14 protein-coding genes are annotated in these 21,207 nt (G+C 68.5%); 8 read left to right on the top strand and 6 right to left on the bottom strand.

Annotated features, from left to right (window positions below):
- Position 1 precedes the first annotated feature (1 nt).
- Entirely contained in the window at positions 2–136 is a 135-nt protein-coding gene (locus ACSP50_RS44595) for a hypothetical protein (RefSeq protein WP_014689478.1), read from the top strand.
- A gap of 129 nt (positions 137–265) precedes the next feature.
- On the opposite strand, the gene ACSP50_RS12090 is transcribed toward ACSP50_RS44595, so the two are convergent.
- Positions 266–1,990: a Shedu anti-phage system protein SduA domain-containing protein gene (locus ACSP50_RS12090; RefSeq protein ID WP_157432775.1), complete on the bottom strand. Its 1,725-nt coding sequence runs from the start codon at positions 1,988–1,990 to the stop codon at positions 266–268.
- 207 nt (positions 1,991–2,197) lie between these two features.
- Here ACSP50_RS12090 and ACSP50_RS12085 point away from each other — a divergent pair, with 207 nt between their 5' ends.
- Positions 2,198–6,046: a CHAT domain-containing protein gene (locus ACSP50_RS12085; protein WP_014689475.1), complete on the top strand. Its 3,849-nt coding sequence runs from the start codon at positions 2,198–2,200 to the stop codon at positions 6,044–6,046.
- Positions 6,039–6,725: a hypothetical protein gene (locus tag ACSP50_RS12080; RefSeq protein WP_014689474.1), complete on the top strand. Its 687-nt coding sequence runs from the start codon at positions 6,039–6,041 to the stop codon at positions 6,723–6,725. The genes ACSP50_RS12085 and ACSP50_RS12080 overlap by 8 nt, the downstream gene beginning before the upstream one ends.
- On the opposite strand, the gene ACSP50_RS12075 is transcribed toward ACSP50_RS12080, so the two are convergent.
- Both ACSP50_RS12075 and ACSP50_RS12070 read right to left on the bottom strand, forming a co-directional pair.
- Positions 6,722–8,383 carry an ATP-dependent helicase gene (locus ACSP50_RS12075; RefSeq protein WP_014689473.1) on the bottom strand — a complete coding sequence of 554 codons (1,662 nt, stop codon included), beginning with the start codon at positions 8,381–8,383 and terminating at the stop codon, positions 6,722–6,724. The two genes, ACSP50_RS12080 and ACSP50_RS12075, sit on opposite strands and share 4 nt — an antisense overlap.
- A complete protein-coding gene (locus ACSP50_RS12070; protein ID WP_014689472.1) occupies positions 8,380–10,323 on the bottom strand; it encodes a TOPRIM nucleotidyl transferase/hydrolase domain-containing protein in 1,944 nt (647 codons plus the stop codon). The genes ACSP50_RS12075 and ACSP50_RS12070 overlap by 4 nt, the downstream gene beginning before the upstream one ends.
- 307 nt (positions 10,324–10,630) lie before the next feature.
- On the opposite strand from ACSP50_RS12070, the gene ACSP50_RS12065 reads away from it, so the two are divergent.
- Positions 10,631–11,401 carry an LLM class F420-dependent oxidoreductase gene (locus ACSP50_RS12065; RefSeq protein ID WP_014689471.1) on the top strand — a complete coding sequence of 257 codons (771 nt, stop codon included), beginning with the start codon at positions 10,631–10,633 and terminating at the stop codon, positions 11,399–11,401.
- Between the two features lie 315 nt (positions 11,402–11,716).
- Here the strand turns inward: ACSP50_RS12065 and ACSP50_RS43880 are convergent, their stop codons facing one another.
- Positions 11,717–12,505, bottom strand: a complete 789-nt coding sequence (locus ACSP50_RS43880; RefSeq protein WP_231956912.1) for a TetR/AcrR family transcriptional regulator — start codon at positions 12,503–12,505, stop codon at positions 11,717–11,719.
- Positions 12,506–12,868: 363 nt separating this feature from the next.
- Here ACSP50_RS43880 and ACSP50_RS12055 point away from each other — a divergent pair, with 363 nt between their 5' ends.
- The 4 genes from ACSP50_RS12055 to ACSP50_RS12040 are packed head-to-tail and all read left to right on the top strand — an operon-like array spanning position 12,869 to position 18,354.
- Positions 12,869–14,041: an acyl-CoA dehydrogenase family protein gene (locus tag ACSP50_RS12055; protein WP_014689469.1), complete on the top strand. Its 1,173-nt coding sequence runs from the start codon at positions 12,869–12,871 to the stop codon at positions 14,039–14,041.
- Positions 14,031–15,263 (top strand): acetyl-CoA C-acetyltransferase, encoded by a 1,233-nt coding sequence (locus tag ACSP50_RS12050; RefSeq protein WP_014689468.1) that lies wholly within the window; start codon positions 14,031–14,033, stop codon positions 15,261–15,263. The genes ACSP50_RS12055 and ACSP50_RS12050 overlap by 11 nt, the downstream gene beginning before the upstream one ends.
- Positions 15,260–17,290: a 3-hydroxyacyl-CoA dehydrogenase NAD-binding domain-containing protein gene (locus ACSP50_RS12045; protein WP_014689467.1), complete on the top strand. Its 2,031-nt coding sequence runs from the start codon at positions 15,260–15,262 to the stop codon at positions 17,288–17,290. Before ACSP50_RS12050 ends, ACSP50_RS12045 begins: the two co-directional genes overlap by 4 nt.
- A complete protein-coding gene (locus ACSP50_RS12040; protein WP_014689466.1) occupies positions 17,287–18,354 on the top strand; it encodes a CaiB/BaiF CoA-transferase family protein in 1,068 nt (355 codons plus the stop codon). Before ACSP50_RS12045 ends, ACSP50_RS12040 begins: the two co-directional genes overlap by 4 nt.
- A 131-nt stretch (positions 18,355–18,485) precedes the next feature.
- Here ACSP50_RS12040 and ACSP50_RS12035 read toward each other — a convergent pair whose 3' ends face one another.
- A complete protein-coding gene (locus tag ACSP50_RS12035) occupies positions 18,486–19,514 on the bottom strand; it encodes a GGDEF domain-containing protein (RefSeq protein WP_014689465.1) in 1,029 nt (342 codons plus the stop codon).
- Positions 19,515–19,597: 83 nt separating this feature from the next.
- Complete coding sequence (locus ACSP50_RS12030; RefSeq protein WP_014689464.1) at positions 19,598–21,157, bottom strand: methyl-accepting chemotaxis protein; 1,560 nt, start codon at positions 21,155–21,157, stop codon at positions 19,598–19,600.
- Positions 21,158–21,207: the final 50 nt, after the last annotated feature.

Here is a 21,207-nt window from a genome sequence, read left to right as displayed (position 1 = left end):
GATGGGCAAGACCGAAGACCGCGACAAGATGTACGAGCTGGGCGCCCGCCTGTTCACCATCCACACCGGCGGCCCCACCCCCGACCTCACCGAACTCCGTGAGTTTCTCACCTGGCGCGACCAGCGCAACGCATAGGTGCTGCGGCGGGGACGTCACCGAATAGTGTGCTGAAACCCAGTCGAGGTCTCAGTCGTACCCGCAAACGCAAGAACATTCACTGGATCCGATGGAATTCTGGGTCGGAGATTCGGACCAACGATCCGATCACCGGCGGGCCTGCGGGGGCGCAGCAAGCTGCAGCATCCTTTCTGCGGCTGCAAGCAGCTCGGGATAGGTGACCACTTTGACCCGGCTCAGATGGGAGTTGTAGGTGCGGATTGCCTCGGCGATCTCCTGCCGGGTGAACTGCTCGCGAACGAACGCAGGGGCGCCGATGACGACAGTCATCGACGCTCGGCGGGCGTCGACACCGTACTCGTTGAGAACGGTGTGGCGCTGCTCGTCCAAGCCACGAAGGTAGTTCATGGCTTGGACGACAGCCTCGTGGACTGGTTCACCGACGACGGCTCGGCCCCGATGAGCAACGACAAGTTTCGCGATGCACGCGCGTTTGATCTCGACACCATGAAGGGTGCCGTCGCCGCGGATAAGTGGGATGTCGAGCTGATCGCTCAACGACAGCGCTCGCCGAGCGGCGACACCCATGAATTCGCCTCCGAACACCCAGGAGTGCTGCTCAAGGATGCGCTGAATGGCTGGCTCTCGGGTGCCGGGATCGAGGACAAGACGTCGTAGCTCGGCCAGCCCGGCGGCCCGACCCCGCCGGATCACCAGTTCAGCGAACTCGGCGACGTCCGCCAGTTCTGGTGCTGCCCCGGCTGGCGCTTCCCGTAACCGATCGGCGGCCTGCCGGTAAAGCTCGGAGTCTGACACCGACCGCGTTGCGGGACCCGATACCGGCTCGCTGGCCGACCGAATCACCCTCAGCCGTAGTCTCTGACGTTGACTCCGCGGTTGCTGCTCCGCTGACACGAACGGGGTGAGCGAGGTAACCGGGTGTACGCGCAGCAACGGCGCTCTGAACTGCCGAGCCGTGGGCGGATTACCCGGGTCCGTATAGGGCGGCGGCAACGAGGGCGGCTGAGGCGGGGCTGCCGCCTCGATCCAGCCTTCGACCGGGTGCTCCTGATCAATGATCACCTCACCGAGGTAGGTGACCGATTTCCTGCCGTTGCTTTGAAAGACTCGCAGAGGAAGCCCCGAGCGCAGGTGCCGCAGAACGAGCCGGTTTTCGAAACCCGCAGGAGTTGCGGGCGGCTCGCCGCGACCAATATCTTCCGGCTTGCCGACAAGCACCAGCGCACCGTCGTCGGCCCAACGGTGGGTAAACGGCACGCCGTGGCTTCCGGCCCCAAGGAACAGAAATGTGTTGGGGGTGGTGCCGCTGCGCCCGATGCTCCCCTGCCGTTGACCGCCATAAACGTCGTGCACATCTCCGCGCCCGACGATGGTGCCGGCGTCGAGATCCCAGCCCATCGGCCATTCATACGGGCCCGGAGCCTGCGTTCCCCGCAGCAATGACTCCCACGTCTCAACAGTGATCTCAAGCGGTGCCGCCGGCATGTAGCGAGCAGCCCGAACGTACCGGGCTTTTGTCAGCCCGCCGATGTCCGACAGCAGGCGCATCGGCACCGGTGCGCTGAGGTAGGTCTTGTCGAACCGGACCGTGATCTCGCGCGGTTGGCATCCCAGCCGCTTTCCTCCATCGCGGTGATGCTCTGCGATCACCGAGGTAGCACGGCCGTGCGCAACAACACCTCCATAACGGCCTACCCGGATCAATGCGATCCCGTCGCCTTCCGCGACCTCCGCCACGTCGTGTTCGTCGCGGCTACGGCAGTAGGACGTCTCCCATCCACGGGTGACTCGATGGTGTGGACTTTCGTAGGCAGCCGGGCCACCTTCGGCCACCATCAACCACTGTTTCACAAGACCTCCACACCATACCGAAGCCATCTGAGAACGCTCACTGACTATGGCTGGGCACCAACCAGCGGCGAGGCCGCCACGATATCGACAGGGTCTGACACGTTGAGCCAACGAGACCCAACAGCCCTCATCCGCCGTCGAACGAAACGCCACGCTTGAGTGTTGTGCTTAGACTCGCCCAGGGCGGGTCAGTGGAGGTGGTGTGGAGTGCGGGACGCGCTGATCGCTGATCTCGTGACCCGGGTCCGTCACTTTCATACAACCGGCTCCCCGGAGCCGCTTCTCTCCGACGGCGGTCTGGATGCTGCAGCTGAGCTTCTCCGGCTGGCGACCCACGAGATAACCGGCCGCGAGGACGTCGACGCTGATGCCCTGCATGCTGTCGCGGCATACCAATGGACGCGTGGTCTGGTCTGGCAGTCCACAACCGCTACGCACGATCGTCCGGGCGAGGACCCGGAGGGTCGGGCGGAGGTTGAGTTCGCTGGTGCTCTCGCCACCTACGAACTGCTGTTCATGGTCGATCACCGCCGGGTGCCACGTGATCTGTGGCCGTACCTCATCCGCGAGACCGGCCACGATCCCTGGCAAGACCCACTGGACCGCGCCAAGGATCTGCTCGTTGATGCGAAAGAGGCCAGCGATCCGGCTGCTGTCGCGACGGTCATCGAGCAGTTGCAGAACCTCGACGAGCCCAGCGACGCCGGCTTCCGTGACAGCCTTCTCGGCGACGCCCATCTGGTCCGGTTCGACATTGTCCGGGATTCCATCGATCTCACGAACGCCGTCTCGGCCTACCGTGCCGCCCTCGATCGGTTCGACGCCGGTTCGGCTTCGTACACCCACGCCTGCCAGGGACTCGGGGCGGCACTCGGGAGGCAGGGCCAGCTCGCCCTACACTTCGGAGAGCAGGCGTCGGTGCTGTTGACGGAAGCCGTCGGCTGGCTGCGCCGAGCCGCCGACGGCGACACGTCGGTTCTGCCGTATCTGCAGCGAGTCATGGCTCTGCGAATCGAGGAGAAGGTCCGCGCCGGATCTGTTCCCGTTGAGGAGCACCCGCTCGCAGCGGATGGCGAGGAGCGTCGGCAGGCTGTCGCGTTGCTGCAGCTCGCCGATCACGTCCGGACCCGAGTGTTGTCACACCAGGAGGCGACCCGGCACGCCGCCGATCCGTCGTTCCCGCTATCCGCCACGGCGATTGACCTAGCCGTCCACACATCCGTGGCGAACGTGGAGGTGGCACGGCTCGCCATGGACGCGGCGGAACATCGTTGGGGAGCCACCCGCGACAGCCCGTGGTGGACGGCCGCCGACGCCTACGTCGAAGCGGTGAGACACAGCTTGCTCGACGACCCGGACGCCGATCGTCTCGCCGCCGCGCACGCCGTGGCGACCAGGCAGCTCACGATGCTCGTCGACGAGCCCGCCGAGCGCGCCGGCACCCTGTTCGCCGCGGGCCTGCTCTACCTGACCCCGTATCTAGGAACAATGTCCGGGCTGACGTTCGATGGCGCCCACCAATTGTGGCTGGCTCGGCATCAGCGCCGGCTGACCGCCCACCCCGAGGGTGACCCGACACCCTTGCCACCTCCTGACGTCGCCGCCGACCGCGCCGTCGAATATCTGCGGCAGGCAGCCGACCTGGCCGTCGGCCATGACCGCGGCCGGATTCTCAAGGCGCTCGTCGAGGCGTATTCGTTTCGAGCCGGGATGCGCCAGGAGTCCGCCGACGATGAGGCACTGGCGGGGTGCCGGACGGCGTTCGACCTGCTGGACCCAACCCGTGACCAGCTCAGTTTCCTTTACGTACTTCGCGTGCTGTATCGATTCGGCGAGATCGCCCTGCCCCCCGACCTGAACTCGCTGTTGGCGATGCCCCTGGCCACGGTGCGGGACCGGTACGGCATACCAGAGGCGTCGTCGGTCTTTGCCGAGGCGCTCACGCTCGCCGGTGAGGCGATGCGCCCCGATTTGGAGGCCGAGCTACTCGCCGCTGCCGACGACCACCTGCCCGTACTGGCGAGTGACGCGCAGCGACGGGTCCGGTGGCGCAGCGAGGTGCACCTGCTCGCGGACGGCGTCCTGCCCTGCTCGCCGGACCTACGAGTCGACGCCGACTTGGTCGACCAGGTGCGGGCGGTGGCAGCTGGGCCTGAGCTGGCCGCTACGTTTATTCACCTCGCCGCGCACACCGCCTTCGGCGCAACACCGGAACTCATCGCCAACGCTCTCGATCTGCTGTCCGAGGCACACCAGGAAGCGCCTGAGCTGTGGCGATGGCACGGCGACGCCATCGACTACCTCGAAGCCGGACTCACCTACGATCTGGCCACCCGCTCCGCCGACGACGGCACGCACCCGGAGTCGGCCCGCCGATTCGGTGCCGCCGCGTTGCGGTACGCGCTCTGCCGCCAGCACGACCTGGCGCTCGCGAGCCTCGACGCCGGGCGGCTTCAGATGACCCTTTGCGACAACGATCAGACCAGCTCGGCCGCAATCGTGCTGCTGTGGGCAGCCGCGGGCCTCAGCGGTACCCCAGGTGAGCCTGTGGCCTGGGCACTGTTCGAGTTCTACCAGCGGATCTTGTTTCATCTCGCCGACCGTCAGGTCGACGTCAACGCCGTGATCATGCTGCACCAGGCCGCCAAAGGCCGCTGGCTGGCCTCGGCACTGCATTCCCCCGGGCCGTTCACTGCCAGCCCACGTCTGCTGCGGGAACTTCGGGAAATGCCAGTCGAGCAAAGCCTGCCCGACATCGACCTGCCAGGCGGAGCAGAAACGGTCATGACCTTGTACGCCGGATCCGGTGAAGCCGAGACCGAGACCGGCCCTGACGCGGTGGCCCGCAACCGGCAACGTGCGGCCGACCGCCGGATCAGCGCAGAACTCTCCTCCGCCCGCAGTTCATGGCAACCACCACCGATCCCCCTCGACGAGCTGCAGTCGATGCTGCCACCGGAGACGGTGTTCGTGTCACTGATGCTCGGTGAAGCCCGCAAACCGTCTGGCGATCCATCCGGCGCGCTGCACGCCATGGCGGTCACCCGCGATGCCGTCGAATACCGCACGTTGCTGATCCCGGACGCTGGTGGCAGCCTGATCCGGCTCTACCGCGGCAGCCACCACCTGGCCCTGTCCCCCTTCGGCATCCGAGTGGCGCAACTACGCAACAGTGTCACCGCCGACCCGCTGCACCGGGCCGTCAGCCGCGACGCCCAGCAGCACCTGTCCGAACGACCCGACTCCTATCTCGCCGGTTTCGCCGACCGCATGCCCCAGTGGCACGCCGAAGGCCGCCGTCACCTGTGTGTCTGGGCCGACGGACCGCTGCACTACGTCCCCTTCCACCTGCTCACCAGCGGAACAGGACCGGCCGCCGACGACTGGACCGTCACGCAGATCGCCAGTCCCGAAATGCTCCGCGAACAGCCACCGTCAGTTCGGCGCGGCTTCGTCGCGTTCGCTTCAGGTAGCGGCGGCACCGCTCACGGCCTACCTGTCGAGGACGCCCTGGAGAGCCACGCCGCCCAGGTCGCCACAGCGATGGGCGGTGAGGCCGTACTCGGCTCCACGGCTACACCCGAACGCTTCCTCTCCGGCCTGACCCAGGCACGGTACGTCCACGTCGCCGCGCACGGCAGCCACAACGAATGGGCGCCCTGGTTCCAGTGCCTGTACCTCTCGGGCGGCCGGGTCTTCGCCCACGACATCCTGCGCACCGATCTGCGCGGCGTGGAACTGGTCACCCTGAGCGCCTGCGAATCCGCGCTCGGCCGCTTCGACCTCAACGACAATCTGCGCGGGCTGCCCGCCGCCCTACTTTCTGCAGGCGCCACCGCCGTCATCGGCTGCCTCTGGCCCGTCCACCCGACCGTGGCCACTGAATTCTTCCACCACCTCTACGAACGGCTGGCCGTCGACCCCGACCGGCGTTCGGCGTTCCGGGCCGCCCAACAGCGCACCCGCGACAGGCATCCCGCCTACCGCGACTGGGGCACCTTCACGTTCGTCGGCAACTGGCGTACCACTATCCCCGAGGAGCCGCCCAATGACTGATCTCGACACCTCGATCCACGAGGTCGACCTCCTGCTGGAACCCCGCCTGCAGTCACCGGGAGCAGCACCCCGAATTAGCGGCCGAGTCACGCTCGGCACACCGGTGGTACGCCCGCTCGAAGCCGGCACCATCTCCGCCGACCCGGGCTGGCGCGAATTCCTTGAGGCCCAGGCCGCCGACAACGACTACCTCATGCTGAGCGTGTTCTGCTCGTTCCGGGCCGTCCCCAACGGCGACCCGATCGTTGACGCAGCCGTCGGCGTCAACCTGCAGGCTCCCGGCGAACCCGCCGACCGTCAGCCGATCGCCTGGTCGATCAGCCCCAAACACCGCGTACGTACGGTGCCCCGTACCGGGCGGATCGCGCTCACCGCCAACCTCACAGTCGCCGAAGCCGCCATTGAGTACGCGCCACAAGGCAACCGCGAGGACCTGTTCCTCGTCGGCATGGGCGAACGCGACAGCGACCCCGAATGGAGGTTCCGCGCCGTCAGCGGCCAGCCACTGATCGGCGACGAGGAACTGACGATCGTCGTCAAGAAGCCGGCTGGTGTCCCGGCCCACGCCGACATCTCCCTCGCCGCCACCATCCGCCACCGGCGCCTCGGCCTGATCCCTTACCGCGCCGACCTGCCCTCGGTCCTCCGCTCCGTCAAGCTCGGCAGCTTGGATGGTTAATCCTCAGCTGCGAAGCCGAGCAATGTCTGATGGGATGAGCGCCGCTCATCCCATCGTCTCGTGGCGGCGCTCGGCCGGCCGCGGTGCTCGACGTGAGTCAGGACGAGGTGCAGTTTCGCGCGGGAGATCGCGACGAAGAACTCCGACATGATCGTCGTCAAATCTTTACTCCAGAAGAGCTGAGTCTCCACGCCGAGCACTACGACTTTCTCGAATTCTAAGCCCTTGCACTTGTGGATAGTTAGGACTCTCACGGCGTCGGCTTCAGAAAGCCGCCGCAGGGCTAGTACGGCGTTGCCGTCTACGGCGAGTTCCCGTTCGAAAGCAGCCATCGTCTGCACGATAAGGTCGTCAAGGCGGTTGCCCTGCTGGTAGCTGGCCGACAATGCGGTCAACACCGGCCGGGACACCAGACGCAGGAATCCAATGACGAGGTTCCGCCATCCTGCGGAGTCGTCGGGGGTGAATGTTGAAGCCCGTACGGCGATCCGAGCCGTGGTGATGATTCGTTTGACCTGGCTGTCGAAGCGTGCGACCTCGTCGTCGGAGGCGTTCGTGCGGGCCACGATCCTCATCAGGTCGGCGTAGGCGTGGGGTTGCCGATCGTCAGCGACTACTCGAAGGAAATTGAGTACGAGGGCCGCGATCGGCTCTGCGGTGAGATCCTGACTCTCCTGCTCGTTGCGGAAGGCGATGCCGCGTGCACGCAGTTCGTCCCCAAGCACCGAAGCGACCAGGTGCGGCTGGTTGCGTACGAGCACAGCGATCTCGGCCGGAGGCACGCCTTGACCGAGCCATCCGGAAAGAAGATCGCCGACTGTTCGCGACTCCTGGTACTCGTCAGAGAAGCCGAGGACGTCGATGACGCCATCATCACCGACCAGATCCTCCGCAGGGCTGACGGCACTGGGGTCCATCTGGGCGATCATCCGGTTCTGCATGCGCCGCAGTCGTGGCGCGGAGCGGAAGTTCTGATACAGCGGCAGACGCACGGCGGAGAAGTCGTCGGCGAAGGTCTCCAGCACTCCGTCGAGAGCACCGGCCCAAAGCATGATCCGCTGCTTGGTGTCGCCGACAGCGGTCACGATGGCGGTCGACGGCCCGAAGACCGCTTTGATCAGCTCGTACTGGTCCGCTGTGCAGTCTTGGAACTCGTCGAGAAAGACGTGACTGTAGGTCTGGTCCAGGCCCCGCCGGGCATAGATGTTGGCCTGGACGATCTCCAGCCCAAGCGGAACCAAGTCTTCGAACGTGATCTGTTTGCTGGCAATCCGGTCCTGCCGATCGATGCGGTAATCCGAATCAAGGGCATTGGCACCGGTCAGCGTTGGCCGGAAGTTGTCAACGAGGCGCTTGGCGAAGGCGTGGAAGGTGAAACTGTCGAACCGGTCCGCGAGCGTCGGCCCGCAGCGGCGGCGGACCCGTTCGGCCAGATTACGAGCGGCATCGACCTTGAACGAGACTGCCAGAATGCGGCGCGGGTACGGACACTGACCGGTACGCAGCAGGAAGTCTGCGCGCTGGGCAAGCAACTCCGTCTTCCCTGCGCCGGGCCCGGCGGCGACCACCGCGTTGAGGTCGGCCGCTGTCGCCGCTTTCAGCGCATTCGGTTCCAGCGTCAGGCCGTCTGCGGGCCGCCAGTGCTCGGGGCGGATCATTCCGGCAGGCCGCCCAGGACCGCGCGCACATGCTCGACCATCCTGGTAAGCACCATGGGTGATTCTTTGAGCAAGTGTTGGTCGTCGAGGCTAGCCAGGGCGCTCAGATGTGTCGCAGGCTTGCTGCCGAGGTCAAACTTCCGGTGATACTCGTCGAAGAGGTCAAGGACCTCGCTGCGAAGGCGGATCTCGTTTTTGTGGCTCTTTCCAAGCACGGCCACGACGGTCTGCGGGTCCGGTTTTGCGGGAGGGTCGACGGCATAGGCGGTCGGATAGGCCGCCAGCATCATGAGGTCAAGGTCGACTGGCTGGGAGAAGAAGACGCCATGCTGCTCCAGCACATCGATCGGGCCGAGCCCACCGCCGATGTCGGGGCCGCATCCGGGCTGCGGAAAATCGCAGTCGTCATCCCACTTCGGCAACTGGTCGATCTGGGCTTCCGCGAACGTATCGGGTTGGACTGCATTGAGCTGCCGCATGGCGTTGCGTACCCTGCCCCAGCCGCCGTGATAACGGCCGCTGTCCAGGTCAAGCAGGGTGACGTGCGGGATGTGGAGTTGGTTGAGCAGCCGCCAGAAGTGGTTGACGTGCCGACCGCCCAGCGGAACCACCGACACGGAGGCGTCGTCTTCGGCGATGCCGGCTGCGGCGAGGACTCGGGGCAGTACCACTTGCTCACTGTCGCCTTCGCCCAGCACGACAAGGCGGGAAAAGTACAGCTCCGGGTACGCCTGGACCGCCTCGCGGACGTACTTCGCGGCCAATACGTCGTCCGCCGGAACAACGATGCGCTCGACAGTCGTCCGCCGGGCGGCGTCGAGCCGCAAGAAGCGAATCGTGTCCGGGTCAACCCGTCTTAGCAGAGCCGGCGCGTGCGTGGCGATCAGCGCCTGGACGTCGCCGGCCGAGCATGCGCCGCGCACCTGACGGATGATACGGCCAAGATACTGCGGTGCGAGGCTGTTCTCCGGCTCCTCGATCTCGATCACGACGTGCACAGGAGGGCGCAGCCGATCTGGATCCAGGGAAGTTTCCTCACCGCGCAGAACCCGCCGGACCAACGATTGCCAGGAGAGGACGAGCGAGATGTAGAGCAACGACTTCTGTCCGTCACTGAGCCGGTCGAATGGCAGGGATGCCCCGCCGTGCGATGGGGAAAACGTCACCGTAAGTTGACGCAACACCCCCTCAAGATCGCCACGCCCGAAGGCAATCGAGGGATCTCGGAAGTAGCCGCCGCTGTGCAGGTTCTGCCACTGCTTGGTCAGGTGCACGCCGATACCTGCCACCGCGGCGTTGGCGACCAGTGTGTCGGTGATCTGTGCAGATAGATCGCCAAGCACCTCCCGCTCGCTCGTCCAGTCCGCTGCTCGCAGGCTACGTCCAATCAGCGAGGCCGCTGTATAGGCGATGTGATCTACCGGGTCACGGCGGGCTGGAAGGTAGTACACCTCGATCTGCGCGCGGTCGAAACGGCTCATCTGGGTGCAGCTGGTCGGCACCCCTGCCGCGTCAGCCTGCAGGACGTACTCGATCTTCTCGTCGATGACTCCGTCTGCGGCCAGTTGTGCCGTCAGCCGAACTCGAATCTGCGGGATCCCGTCCGCCGTATCGATCCTCATGTGCGCGAAGAACGGCGGTACCGACGCGTGTGTCCCGCCGGCCCCCGCTTCAGGGCACAACACATCGACCTCTAGCCAGAGGGTCGGTTGGGCATCCTGCACCTCACTGGCGGACCGATCGACCGGCACGTGAAAGTCCTCCGGCTGAATTTGACGCTGCGCGGCCAGTGGACTGAACAACCGGGAAAGCGCCTCCAAAGCGGCAGTCTTGCCGGAGCCATTCGGGCCGAGAATGTAGGTCAAGTCATCAAGATCGATCGTTGTCGGCTCGGGGCCGAACGACTGAAAATTGCTCAGCCTCAACGCAACGATCTTCATCGACAGTCTCCCGTTCCTCACAGGCTGTGTGCCATCAGGCCATCCGGCGGCGAAGCCTAGACGCCTGTGAATCGGAAGCCGTCCCCCAAAAGGTCGAATTCACCTCATCGGGTGGGGGCCACACGTTCTCGTCGCGCAGTCACCGGCTGCCTACCAGGGCCGGGGCCAACCGGCCCCGGCGCTCACCCGTCGCCCCTCCCGCCAGCGCATCCGCAGCAGGCGCCACCCGGCATCCCGGCGGCCGCCGCCCAGTGATTCGTCACCATCAAGCCGATCCGGGGCGGTATCGGCACGTAACCTGCTTCCTATGATCGACAGGCCGGTCCGCATCGGACTTCAGCTGCAGCCCCAGCACATGGATTACGCCACCATCCGCCGCACCGCCGCCGAGGCCGAGGACCTCGGCGTCGACGTGCTGTTCAACTGGGACCATTTCTATCCGCTGTACGGCGAGCCGGACGGTCTGCACTTCGAGTGCTGGACCATGCTCGCCGCCTGGGCCGAGTCCACCTCCCGGGTCGAGATCGGCGCCCTGGTCTCGTGCAACAGCTACCGCAATCCGGAACTGCTCGCCGACATGGCCCGCACCGTCGACCACATCTCCGCCGGCCGGCTGATCCTCGGCATCGGCTCCGGGTGGTTCGAACGCGACTACACCGAGTACGGCTACGAGTTCGGCACCGCCGGCGGCCGCCTCGACGACCTGGCGGGCGCGCTGCCGCGGATCGAGTCGCGCTGGGGCAAGCTGAACCCGCCGCCGACCCGCAAGATCCCGGTGCTGATCGGTGGCGGCGGCGAGAAGAAGACGCTGCGCCTGGTCGCCAAGCACGCCGACATCTGGCACTCGTTCGCCGACGCGGAAACCCTGGAGCACAAGCTGGGCGTGCTCCGCGGGCACTGCTCCGACGTGGGCCGCGACCCGTCGGAGATCGAGGTATCGGTGGCGAGCAAGCCGGACAGCCGCGACCGGATGCACGAACTCGGCGCCCGGCTGTTCACCGTCGGCGTCGGCGGCCCGAAGCCCGACCTGAGCGAGCTGCGCGAAGCCCTCGCCTGGCGCGACAAGATCAACGGATAACGCCGGCAGCCCGGGGTCGCTCTCCTCTGGGATCGTCCCCGGGCCTCCGTCCGCATCAAGCGCCTCCACCCCCGGTCACCCACCGGCCCAGGTCGCCCACCGCCCCCCGAGCACCCACCGGTCCCGAAGCCCAGCCCATGGAATTCTCCGGGCGGACGGTGCTGACTCGACCGCCATGCGGGGTGGAGTCGCTTGACCCCGATACGGCGGGATGCTCGGACCGCTTCGGCGTGATCGGCGAACCGGACCGCCGATCCGGACCGCCGCGTCCGCGAGGACGGACCGCGCGGTCCGCGTCGGCTGCGGCGCGCAGTGTCAGGTCGCCCGGGGGAAGACCTTCTCGACCATGGTCAGCAGCGTGGTGGTGAGCAACGTGTGCACCTGGTCGCGGGTCAGGGCATCGCGCTGGAGCCACTCGCGGGCGGTGTAGGTGGCCAGGCCGACGTAGGCGCGGGCCATGCCGCGCAACGCCTCTCCCGGCTCAGCGGCCGGTGGGGAGCCGGACGCCGAGGCAGCCGGCGGGGCACCGGCCGTGATGCCGGATGACGGGCCGGCAGGACCTGCGGCCGGGACCGCCGGAGGGACAACGACGGTTGACGGGCCGGCCGGCCCGGTGGCCGCAGCGGTGGCGCTGGACGCGGTCGGGGCCGGGCCGACGGCGGACAGGATGCTGTCGGCGGCGATGTCGACGGCTTCGGCGATGACCTCGTCGACGTCGGGGTCGCCGGCCATCCCGCCGGCGGTGATGGCGGCCAGCCAGGACGTGCTGTGCCGGGAGACCACGTCGAGGAACCAGGTGACGATGGCGTCGGCGCGTTCGGCGGGGCCGCCGTCCGGGAGGCGGGAGAGGGCGACCTCGGGGACGGTCAGCATCACCCGGATGACCTCCAGGTAGAGCTCCTTCTTCGTCCCGAAGTAGTGGTTCACCAGGCCGCGGGCTACACCGGCGCCGCGGGCGACGTCGGTGGTGGAGACGTCGGCGTAGGGGCGGTCGCCGAAGAGGCGGATCGCCACGGACAGGATCTGTTCGCGCCGGGCGTCGGGTTCGAGACGCCGGCGGCGGATGATCGGCGGGCGCGCCGGCCCGGCTTCACTCACAGCCATGATCCGGCTATCCTCCCCCATCACGGAAACCCCTGCCGACACACCGGAAACGATCACCCCGGAAACCCGATCGGCATCGCCCGGCCACGGCGGTCACATGAGAAACAATCACCCCGGCAACCCCGGTGCGCATCGCGGGGCCGGTAGGTGCACAGCGGAAACGAGGACCCCCGCGACACCGCAGACCCCGGGCGCCATTCCCGCCGCTGCCGCCCCGCCCGGAACCGGACCGTACGTCGCGCACCCCTCCATCTCGCTCCGAGATCGGGTGCGCGTCGATGCGGTCAGCGGGTTTCCCGATGGATAAAGCCAATTCATCACACCCTTGTTGACACAGCGCCAATAGTGATCGAGGGTGTATCGATGCCGACGCCTGGACTGGACGGCTACGCCGAGCCGTGGCGCATGCCGGAACACGACGACCTGGCCGAGATGGCCCGCACCTTCTTTCTCAAGGAGGTGGTGCCGCACGCGGCCCGCCTCGAACAGCAGGGCCATCCCGACCGGGAGCACTACCGCCGGGCCGGCGAGCTCGGCCTGCTCGGGCTTTCGGTCCCGCAGGAGTACGGCGGCGGGGGCGGCGACTTCACCCACGAGGCCGTCGTGCTGCACGAGCAGCAGCTGACCGGCGAGGGCAGCCTCGGCCTGGCCGTGCACTGCGGGATCGTGACCGGGTATCTCGCCGCCTACGGCACCGAGGAACAGAAGCGCCGCTGGCTGCCGGGCCTGTGCAGCGGCGAGTTGATCGGCGCGATCGCGATGACCGAGCCGGACGGCGGTTCCGACGTGCAGGCGATACGGACCCGTGCGGTCCGGACCGGCGAGGACCTCCTGGTGTCCGGTTCGAAAACCTTCATCACCAACGGGTATCTGGCGGACTTATTGGTCCTGGCGGTGAAGACCGATCAGTCCGCCAAGGCGCACGGCATCTCCCTGCTGGTCTGCGAGCTGGACGACGACGCCCCCGGCTTCCGGCGGGGCCGCAACCTGGAGAAGATCGGGTTGCACGCGAACGACACCGCGGAGCTGTTCTTCGACGAGTTCCGGGTGCCGGCCGCCGACATCCTGGGCGGGCCGGACGCCGAGAACACCGGCTTCTACCAGCTGATGCAGCAGCTGCCCCAGGAGCGGCTGGTGATCGGGGTCGGTGCGGTCGCGGCGATGCAGCGGGCGGTGGAGCTGGCCACCGCGTACGCGAAGGAGCGGACCGCGTTCGGCAAACCGCTGGTCGGTCACCAGAACACCCGGATGGTTCTCGCCGAATGCGCGACCCGGACCCGGGTGTCCCGAGTTTTCCTGGACGACTGCATCGCCCGGCACACCCGGGGTGAACTGGATGTGGCGTCCGCGGCGATGGCCAAACTGTTCCTCACCGAGGGACAGTGCGAGGTGGTCGACCGCTGCCTGCAGATCTTCGGCGGGTACGGCTACACCACCGAGTACCCGATCGCCCGGATGTACGCCGACGCCCGGGTGCAGAAGATCTACGGCGGCACCAACGAGATCATGAAGGAGCTGATCGCCCGTGTCCTCTGAGCAGGCCTACCTGTACGACGCGGTCCGGACCCCGCGCGGACGAGGCAAGGACAACGGCGCCCTGCACGGGACGAAGCCGATCACCCTGGTGACCGGGCTAATCGACGCGGTACGCGAGCGCAGTCCCGGCCTGGACCCGCGACGGATCGACGACGTGGTGCTGGGGATCGTCACGCCGATCGGCGAGCAGGGCGGCGACCTGGCCCGCTCGGCGGCGCTCGTCGCGGGGCTGCCGGACACGGTCGGCGGCGTACAACTCAATCGTTTCTGTGCTTCCGGTCTCGAGGCGGTGAATCAGGCGGCGTCGCGGATCCGGTCCGGGTGGGAGCACCTGATCCTGGCCGGCGGGGTCGAGTCGATGTCGCGCAACCCGATGGGGTCGGACGGGGGCGCCTGGTTCCTCGACCCGGAGACGGCGCTGGCCACCAGTTTCGTGCCGCAGGGGATCAGCGCCGACCTGATCGCGACCCTGGAAGGGTTCACCCGCGACGACGTCGACGCCTATGCGATCCAGTCGCAGGAGCGGGCCGCGAAGGCGATCGCCGGGGGCGCGTTCCAGCGGTCGATCGTCGCGGTGCGCGATCCGAGCGGGCTGGAGATCCTGGCGGTCGACGAGCATCCGCGGCCGGACACCACCCGGGCCGGGCTGGGGAAGTTGCGGCCGTCCTTCGCCGGGATCGGTGAGCAGGCCGGGTTCGACGCGGTGGCGCTGCAGAAGTACCACTGGCTGGAGTCGATCGAGCATGTGCACCACGCCGGCAACTCGTCCGGGATCGTGGACGGCGCGTCGCTGGTCGTGGTCGGCTCCGAGCGGGCCGGCCGGGAGCTGGGGCTGACGCCGCGCGCCAGGATCGTCGGGGCGGCGGTGAGCGGCGCCGACCCCACCCTGATGCTGACCGGCCCGACGCCCGCCACGATCAAGGCCCTGAAAGCAGCGGATCTCGAAATCTCGGATATCGACCTCTTCGAGATCAACGAGGCTTTCGCCGCGGTCGTCCTCAAGTACATCCGCGATCTGCAACTGGACCCGGACAAGGTCAACGTCAACGGCGGAGCGATCGCTCTCGGACACCCCCTGGGCGCCACCGGCGCGATGCTGGTCGGCACGGTGGTCGACGAGCTGGAGCGCCGCGATCTGAAACGGGCCGTCGTCACCCTCTGCATCGGCGGCGGCATGGGCGTCGCGACCGTCATCGAGCGCGTTACGGAGTTCGACAAGTGATCTCTTACGACAAGGACGAGGCCGGCATCGTCACGCTGACGATGAATGACCCGGACCAATCGGCGAACACGATGAATGCCACCTACGTCGCCGCCATGAGCGCCGCCCTCGACCGCCTGGAGGCGGAGCGGGACCAGGTCACCGGCGTGATCGTGAGCAGCGCGAAGAGCACCTTCTTCGCCGGCGGCGACCTGCCCACGATGAGCAGGGCCCGCCCGGAGGACGCCGGCGCCCTGTTCGACCTGCTGGGCACGATCAAGAAGGACCTCCGGAGATTGGAGACGTACGGTCGTCCGGTCGTCGCCGCGATCAACGGCGCCGCCCTGGGCGGCGGTTTCGAGATCGCCCTCGCCTGCCACCACCGGATCGCCCTGGACGCCCCCGGCACCCGGGTCGGCTTCCCCGAGGTGACGCTGGGCCTGCTCCCGGGCGCCGGCGGCGTGACCCGCACCGTCCGGATGCTCGGCCTGGCTCCCGCCCTGACCGTCTGGCTGCTCACCGGCAAACGCGTGAAGCCGGCCGCGGCCCGGGAAGCCGGAATGATCGATGAGGTCGTCTCATCGCAGGACGAGATGATGGCCCGGGCCAGGGAGTGGATCGCCGCCAACCCGGACGCCGCCCAGCCGTGGGACAGGCCGGGCTACCGGATGCCCGGCGGCACCCCGGCCACCCCGAAGCTCGCGGTCCAGCTGCCGGCCTTCCCGGCCACCCTGCGCAAGCAGCTCAAGGGCAACCGGATGCCGGCCCCGGAGGCGATCCTGGCCACCGCGGTGGAGGGCGCCCAGGTCGACATCGAGACCGCCTTCACCATCGAGACCCGACGGCTGATCACGCTGCTCACCGGCCGGATCGCGAAGAACATGATCGGCGCGTTCTTCTTCGACATGCGCGCGGTCAACGGCGGCGCCGCCCGGCCGCGGGTCGACGTCGCCCCGGCCACCAGAATCGCCGTGCTGGGTGCCGGGATGATGGGCGCCGGCATCGCCTATGCGTGTGCGCAAGCCGGCCTGGAGGTCGTGGTCAAGGACGTGTCGCGGGAGGCGGCGGCCCGCGCGGTGGCCGAGGGTGACCCGGCCGTGCTGGCCCGGATCACGCCGACCGCCGACGTCGAGGACCTGCGCGGCTGCGACGTGGTGATCGAGGCGGTGTTCGAGGACCCGAAGCTCAAGCACCAGGTGTTCGCCGAGGTCGAGCCGGTCCTCGCCGCGGGCGCCCTGCTCGCCTCGAACACCTCCACCCTGCCGATCACCGGTCTGGCCGAGGGGGTGACCCGGCCCGGCGACTTCATCGGCATGCACTTCTTCTCGCCGGTCGGCAAGATGCCGCTGCTGGAGATCATGGTCGGCGAGCAGACCTCGGACGCCGCGATCGCCCGCGCCTTCGACCTGGGCCGCCGGATCGGCAAGACGCCGATCGTGGTGAACGACGGCCGCGGCTTCTTCACCAGCCGGGTGATCGGCCAGTTCATGAACGAGGCGGTCGCGATGCTGGCCGAGGGGGTGCCGGCCGCGTCGATCGAGCAGGCGGCGCTGCAGGCCGGCTACCCGACCGGGCCGCTCGCGCTGGCCGACGAGGTGACGCTGACGCTGATGCACAAAATCCACAAGGCGTACGCGGCGGCCGGGACCACCGCCGGTCCGGCGAAGGCGCACGCGCTGATCCAGGAGATGCTGGAGCGGCACGACCGACCCGGACGATCCTCCGGCAGGGGCTTCTACACCTACGAGAACGGCCGGCGCGGCAGACTGTGGGACGGCCTGGCCGGGCTCGCCACCGACGAGGGCCGCGCCATCCCCTTCGCCGACGTGCAGGAACGCCTGCTGTTCAGCGAGGCGCTGGACGCGTTGCGCTGCCGGGCCGAGGGCGTGCTGCGGACCGATGCCGACGGCAACATCGGTTCGATCCTCGGCATCGGCTTCCCGGCCTGGACCGGCGGCGTGCTGCGCTACGTCGAGCAGCACCCCGACTTCAAGGGCCGGGCCGCCGAGCTGGCCGCCCGGTACGGCGACCGGTTCGCCCCGGCATGACCGCGCTGCGCGGGGTGCGGGTGGTCGAGCTGGCCGGGCTCGCGCCCGGCCCGTTCGGCTGCATGGTGCTGGCCGACCTGGGCGCCGACGTGGTGCTGGTCGACCGGCCCGGCGGCACCGGACTGGACGGTCCGCTGCAGCGCAACCGGCGCACGCTCACCCTCGACCTCAAGTCGCCGGACGGACTGGCCGGTCTGCTCGACCTGGTCGCGAAGGCCGACGTGCTGGTCGAGGGCTACCGCCCGGGGGTGGCCGAACGCCTCGGTTTCGGCCCGGACCGCTGCGCCGGGCTGAACCCGCGGCTGGTCTACGCCCGGATGACCGGGTGGGGACAGGACGGTCCGCTGGCCGCAGCGGCCGGGCACGACATCGACTACCTGGCGATCGCCGGTGCCCTGGAGCCGCTCGGCCGGTCCGGGCAGCCGCCGCACGCCCCGGTCAACCTGCTCGCCGACTTCGCCGGGGGCGGCATGCTGCTCGCCGTCGGGGTGCTCGCCGCACTGCTGGAGCGCGAGCGGTCCGGGCGCGGGCAGGTGGTCGACGCCGCGATGGTCGACGGCTCGGCGCTGCTCACCACGTTCCTGCGCGGTTTGATCGACGCCGGGCAGTGGCCGGGCGGGCGGGGGGAGAACCTGCTCGACGGCGGGGCGCCGTTCTACGACACGTACCGGACCGCGGACGGCGGCTACCTGGCGGTCGGCGCGATCGAACCGCAGTTCTACGGCGCGCTGCTGGGCGGGCTCGGGCTGGACGACGCGGAACTGCCCGGGCAGTTCGACCGGGACGGCTGGCCGGAGTTGCGCCGGATCCTCGCCGACCGGATCGGCTCGCGCACCCGCGACGAATGGGCCGCGGTCTTCGCCCGGCTCGATGCCTGCGTGAGCCCGGTGCTGACGCCGGCCGAGGCCCCCGATCACCCGCACAACCGGGCCAGGTCCGCTTTCGTCGAGGTGGGCGGTCAGGTTCAGCCTTCCCCGGCTCCGCGATTCGGGCGTACGCCCAATCAGGCACCGCGACCACCGGCCACCGCGACCGTCGGGGAGGTTCTGGCGGGCTGGCGGTGAGGGGCCGCCCAGCCGGACCGTTTGCCGGACCGGCCCGGCTGGACGGCGTCTGCCGCGGCACACCCGCGTGAGGGATCAACGCGTCCGGGCGGGAAACGGCACGCCCCGGACACGGAACGTCAGATGGTGCATCACGCCGCGCGTCCGGCGTGCTTCTCCCGGTACATCGCGGCGTCCGCATCGGCGATCAGCGCGTCCAACCCGGCGCCATCCCCGGCCGGGCGGATCGCCACGCCGACGCTGACCCCGACCCGCACCGCCCGGTCCGGACCGATCCCGACCGGCTGCGCGATCACCGACCGGATCCGCTGGGCGGTGCGCCCGGCCGTGGCCGCGTCGGCGTCGCGCAGCAGCACCACGAACTCGTCGCCGCCCAGCCGCGCGGCCAGATCGCCGGGACCGAGGACCGTGCCGAGCCGGTTGCCCACCTCGTGCAGCAGCACGTCACCGGCGGCGTGCCCGTGCGTGTCGTTGATCTGTTTGAAGCCGTTCAGGTCGAGCAGCAGCACCGCGAGGGGCCGGCCCGGGTCGTGCTCGGCGGAGGCGGCCAGGTGCGCCCGGTTCGGCAGCCCGGTCAGCGCGTCGTGGGTGGCCTGGTGCTGCAGTTCCCGCCGGACCTCCTGCAGGGTGCTGAGCTGGCGCTGGAACGCGCTCGCCTGGGATCCGCTGATGCCGGCGATCATCAGGTTCAGCGAGACGCCGAGCGCGGCGGCGCCCGGGTCGAGCGGCATCAGCAGCAGCGAGGCCGAGGTCACCGCCCAGACCGCGAGGGCGCCGGGCAGCTGGTGCCGGATCGCGGCGATGGCGATCGGCAGGCTCAGCACCGGCCAGGTGTTCGCCCCGGTGTGCCGCTCGGTGAACACCACGCAGCCGATGGTGACCGCGGTGTCCAGAGCGATCTGCAGGGCGCTGAGCATCGCATACCGCGGCGAGGCAGGGTGCCGTGCCGAAAAACCGGACATCACAGAGGACAACGCCATAAGAGCAGCGCACAGATAGAGCACCGGACCCGGCACCGATTCGGCGGCGAACCCCCGGACGCCGAGCGCGGTGCACAGCACGACAGCGATGCCGATGCAGCGGCAGACCAGCGCGGCGATCTCCACCATCCGGCGCCGGGCGATCAGTGAGTCGTCCAGCCGGTCGGTTCCGATGCGCATACGCCCCCGATCGGCAGCCGTGCCGCGGACATGAGAAAGAGGGCCGGCCACCACGGTGACCGGCCCTCGTTGTACCCGGGAAATCAGAACTTGAAGGCACCGACCAGGGCGCGCAGCTCCTCGGCGGTCCGGGAGACCTCCTCGCTCGCCTCCCGGGTCTGGTTGACGCCGCTGACCGTCGCCTGGCTGGCCGACGACACGTCGTTGATGTTCGCGGCGATCCGGCTGGAGCCGGCCGCCACCTCACCGATGCTGCGGCTCATCTCGCCGGTGGTGGCGGTCTGCTCCTCGACCGCCGAGGCGATCGTCGTCTGGAAGTCGTTGATCTGCGCGATCACCTCGGAGATCCGGTTGATCACCTCGACCGCGCCGGTGGTGTCGTTCTGGATCGCGGTGACCCGGGCGCCGATGTCCTCGGTCGCGCGGGCAGTCTCCTGGGCCAGGTCCTTGACCTCGCTGGCCACCACGGCGAAGCCCTTGCCGGCGTCGCCGGCCCGGGCCGCCTCGATGGTGGCGTTCAGGGCGAGCAGGTTGGTCTGCTCGGCGATGCTGGTGATCAGCTTGATCACGTTGCCGATCTCGGCGGACGACTCGCCGAGCCGGCGGATGCTCTCGGTGGCGCGGGCGGCCTCGGCCACCGCGACCGAGGCGACCTGGGCGGCGTCGGCCGCGTTGCGGGAGATCTCCCGGATCGACAGGCCCATCTCCTCGGAGCCGGCCGCGACGCTCTGCACGTTGCGGGAGATCTCGTCCGCCTCGGTGGCGGCCGAGCTGCTCTGCCGGTCGGTGTTGTCGACCGCGGAGGCGATCTCGCCGGAGACCGCGGAGAGCTGGGTGGCCGCGGTGGCCAGCGAGTCCGAGTCCTTGGCGATGGTGATCATCGACTCACGCAGCTTGTCGAGCGTGTGGTCCAGGCTCTGCGCCATGGTGCCGAGCTCGTCGCGGGTGGTGATCCCGCTGCGCACGGTCAGGTCGCCCTTGTCCAGCCCGTCGATCACCGCGCCGATTCTGCGGATCGGGCCGAGGATCGAACGGACCAGCGGGAGCGCCATGCCGATCAGCAGGGCGAGAGCGATCAGCGCCACGATGATCACGGTCCACCGGGTCCGCTTGATCGCCGACCCGGTCTTCTGGTGGCCGTCGTCGACCTGCTTGGTGACGGCATCGGTGAGGGTGTCCAGCTCGCCGTCGGTCTTGTCGTTCTTGTCGCCGATCTCGCCGATCCGGGCGCGCACCGACCTGGGGTCGGCCACACCGGCCGTGACGAAGTCCGAGATGAACGTGTTGAAGTCGTCGAAGTCGCCGCGGTAGCCGTTCACCTGGCCGGCGATCGAGCTGGGCAGGTCGCAGCCGGAGACCGCGTCGAGCGCCTCGGACGACGACTGCACGTCATCCTTGACGTCCTGGCTGACGTCGGCGCCACCCGCCGCCCGGTACGCGTCGACCTTCAGCTCACTCTGCCGGTTGTTCAGGTGGTTCAGCGCGGCGAGGCCGCACTGCAGCCGGCTGACCTCGTTCGCCTTGCTGGCCACGCTTTCCTGGCCGATCAGGGCGATCGTGCCGATGCCGCCGAGGGCGACCGCACCCGTGGCGACGATGATGCCCAGCCGTTTGGCCAGACCGATGTTTTCCAGGCCGAGCATCTTCCCTCCACGGTTGGCTGACTGACCACCATTTCGACCGTGATGTGGAT

The sequence above is a fragment of the Actinoplanes sp. SE50/110 genome, from assembly GCF_900119315.1.
In the GTDB taxonomy this organism is placed as follows: domain Bacteria; phylum Actinomycetota; class Actinomycetes; order Mycobacteriales; family Micromonosporaceae; genus Actinoplanes.
Note: the sequence above shows the minus strand (reverse complement) of the source record. Positions and strands in the feature narration are given on the sequence as shown.

What these genes read in the sequence shown, in the direction of transcription:
- ACSP50_RS44595 (WP_014689478.1), top strand. Translation starts at nt 2, where the DNA reads ATGGGCAAGACCGAAGACCGCGACAAGATGTACGAGCTGGGCGCCCGC.
- ACSP50_RS12080 (WP_014689474.1), top strand. Translation starts at nt 6,039, where the DNA reads ATGACTGATCTCGACACCTCGATCCACGAGGTCGACCTCCTGCTGGAA.
- ACSP50_RS12075 (WP_014689473.1), bottom strand. Translation starts at nt 8,383, where the DNA reads ATGATCCGCCCCGAGCACTGGCGGCCCGCAGACGGCCTGACGCTGGAA.
- ACSP50_RS12070 (WP_014689472.1), bottom strand. Translation starts at nt 10,323, where the DNA reads ATGAAGATCGTTGCGTTGAGGCTGAGCAATTTTCAGTCGTTCGGCCCC.
- ACSP50_RS12065 (WP_014689471.1), top strand. Translation starts at nt 10,631, where the DNA reads ATGATCGACAGGCCGGTCCGCATCGGACTTCAGCTGCAGCCCCAGCAC.
- ACSP50_RS43880 (WP_231956912.1), bottom strand. Translation starts at nt 12,505, where the DNA reads ATGGCTGTGAGTGAAGCCGGGCCGGCGCGCCCGCCGATCATCCGCCGC.
- ACSP50_RS12055 (WP_014689469.1), top strand. Translation starts at nt 12,869, where the DNA reads ATGCCGACGCCTGGACTGGACGGCTACGCCGAGCCGTGGCGCATGCCG.
- ACSP50_RS12040 (WP_014689466.1), top strand. Translation starts at nt 17,287, where the DNA reads ATGACCGCGCTGCGCGGGGTGCGGGTGGTCGAGCTGGCCGGGCTCGCG.
- ACSP50_RS12035 (WP_014689465.1), bottom strand. Translation starts at nt 19,514, where the DNA reads ATGCGCATCGGAACCGACCGGCTGGACGACTCACTGATCGCCCGGCGC.
- ACSP50_RS12030 (WP_014689464.1), bottom strand. Translation starts at nt 21,157, where the DNA reads ATGCTCGGCCTGGAAAACATCGGTCTGGCCAAACGGCTGGGCATCATC.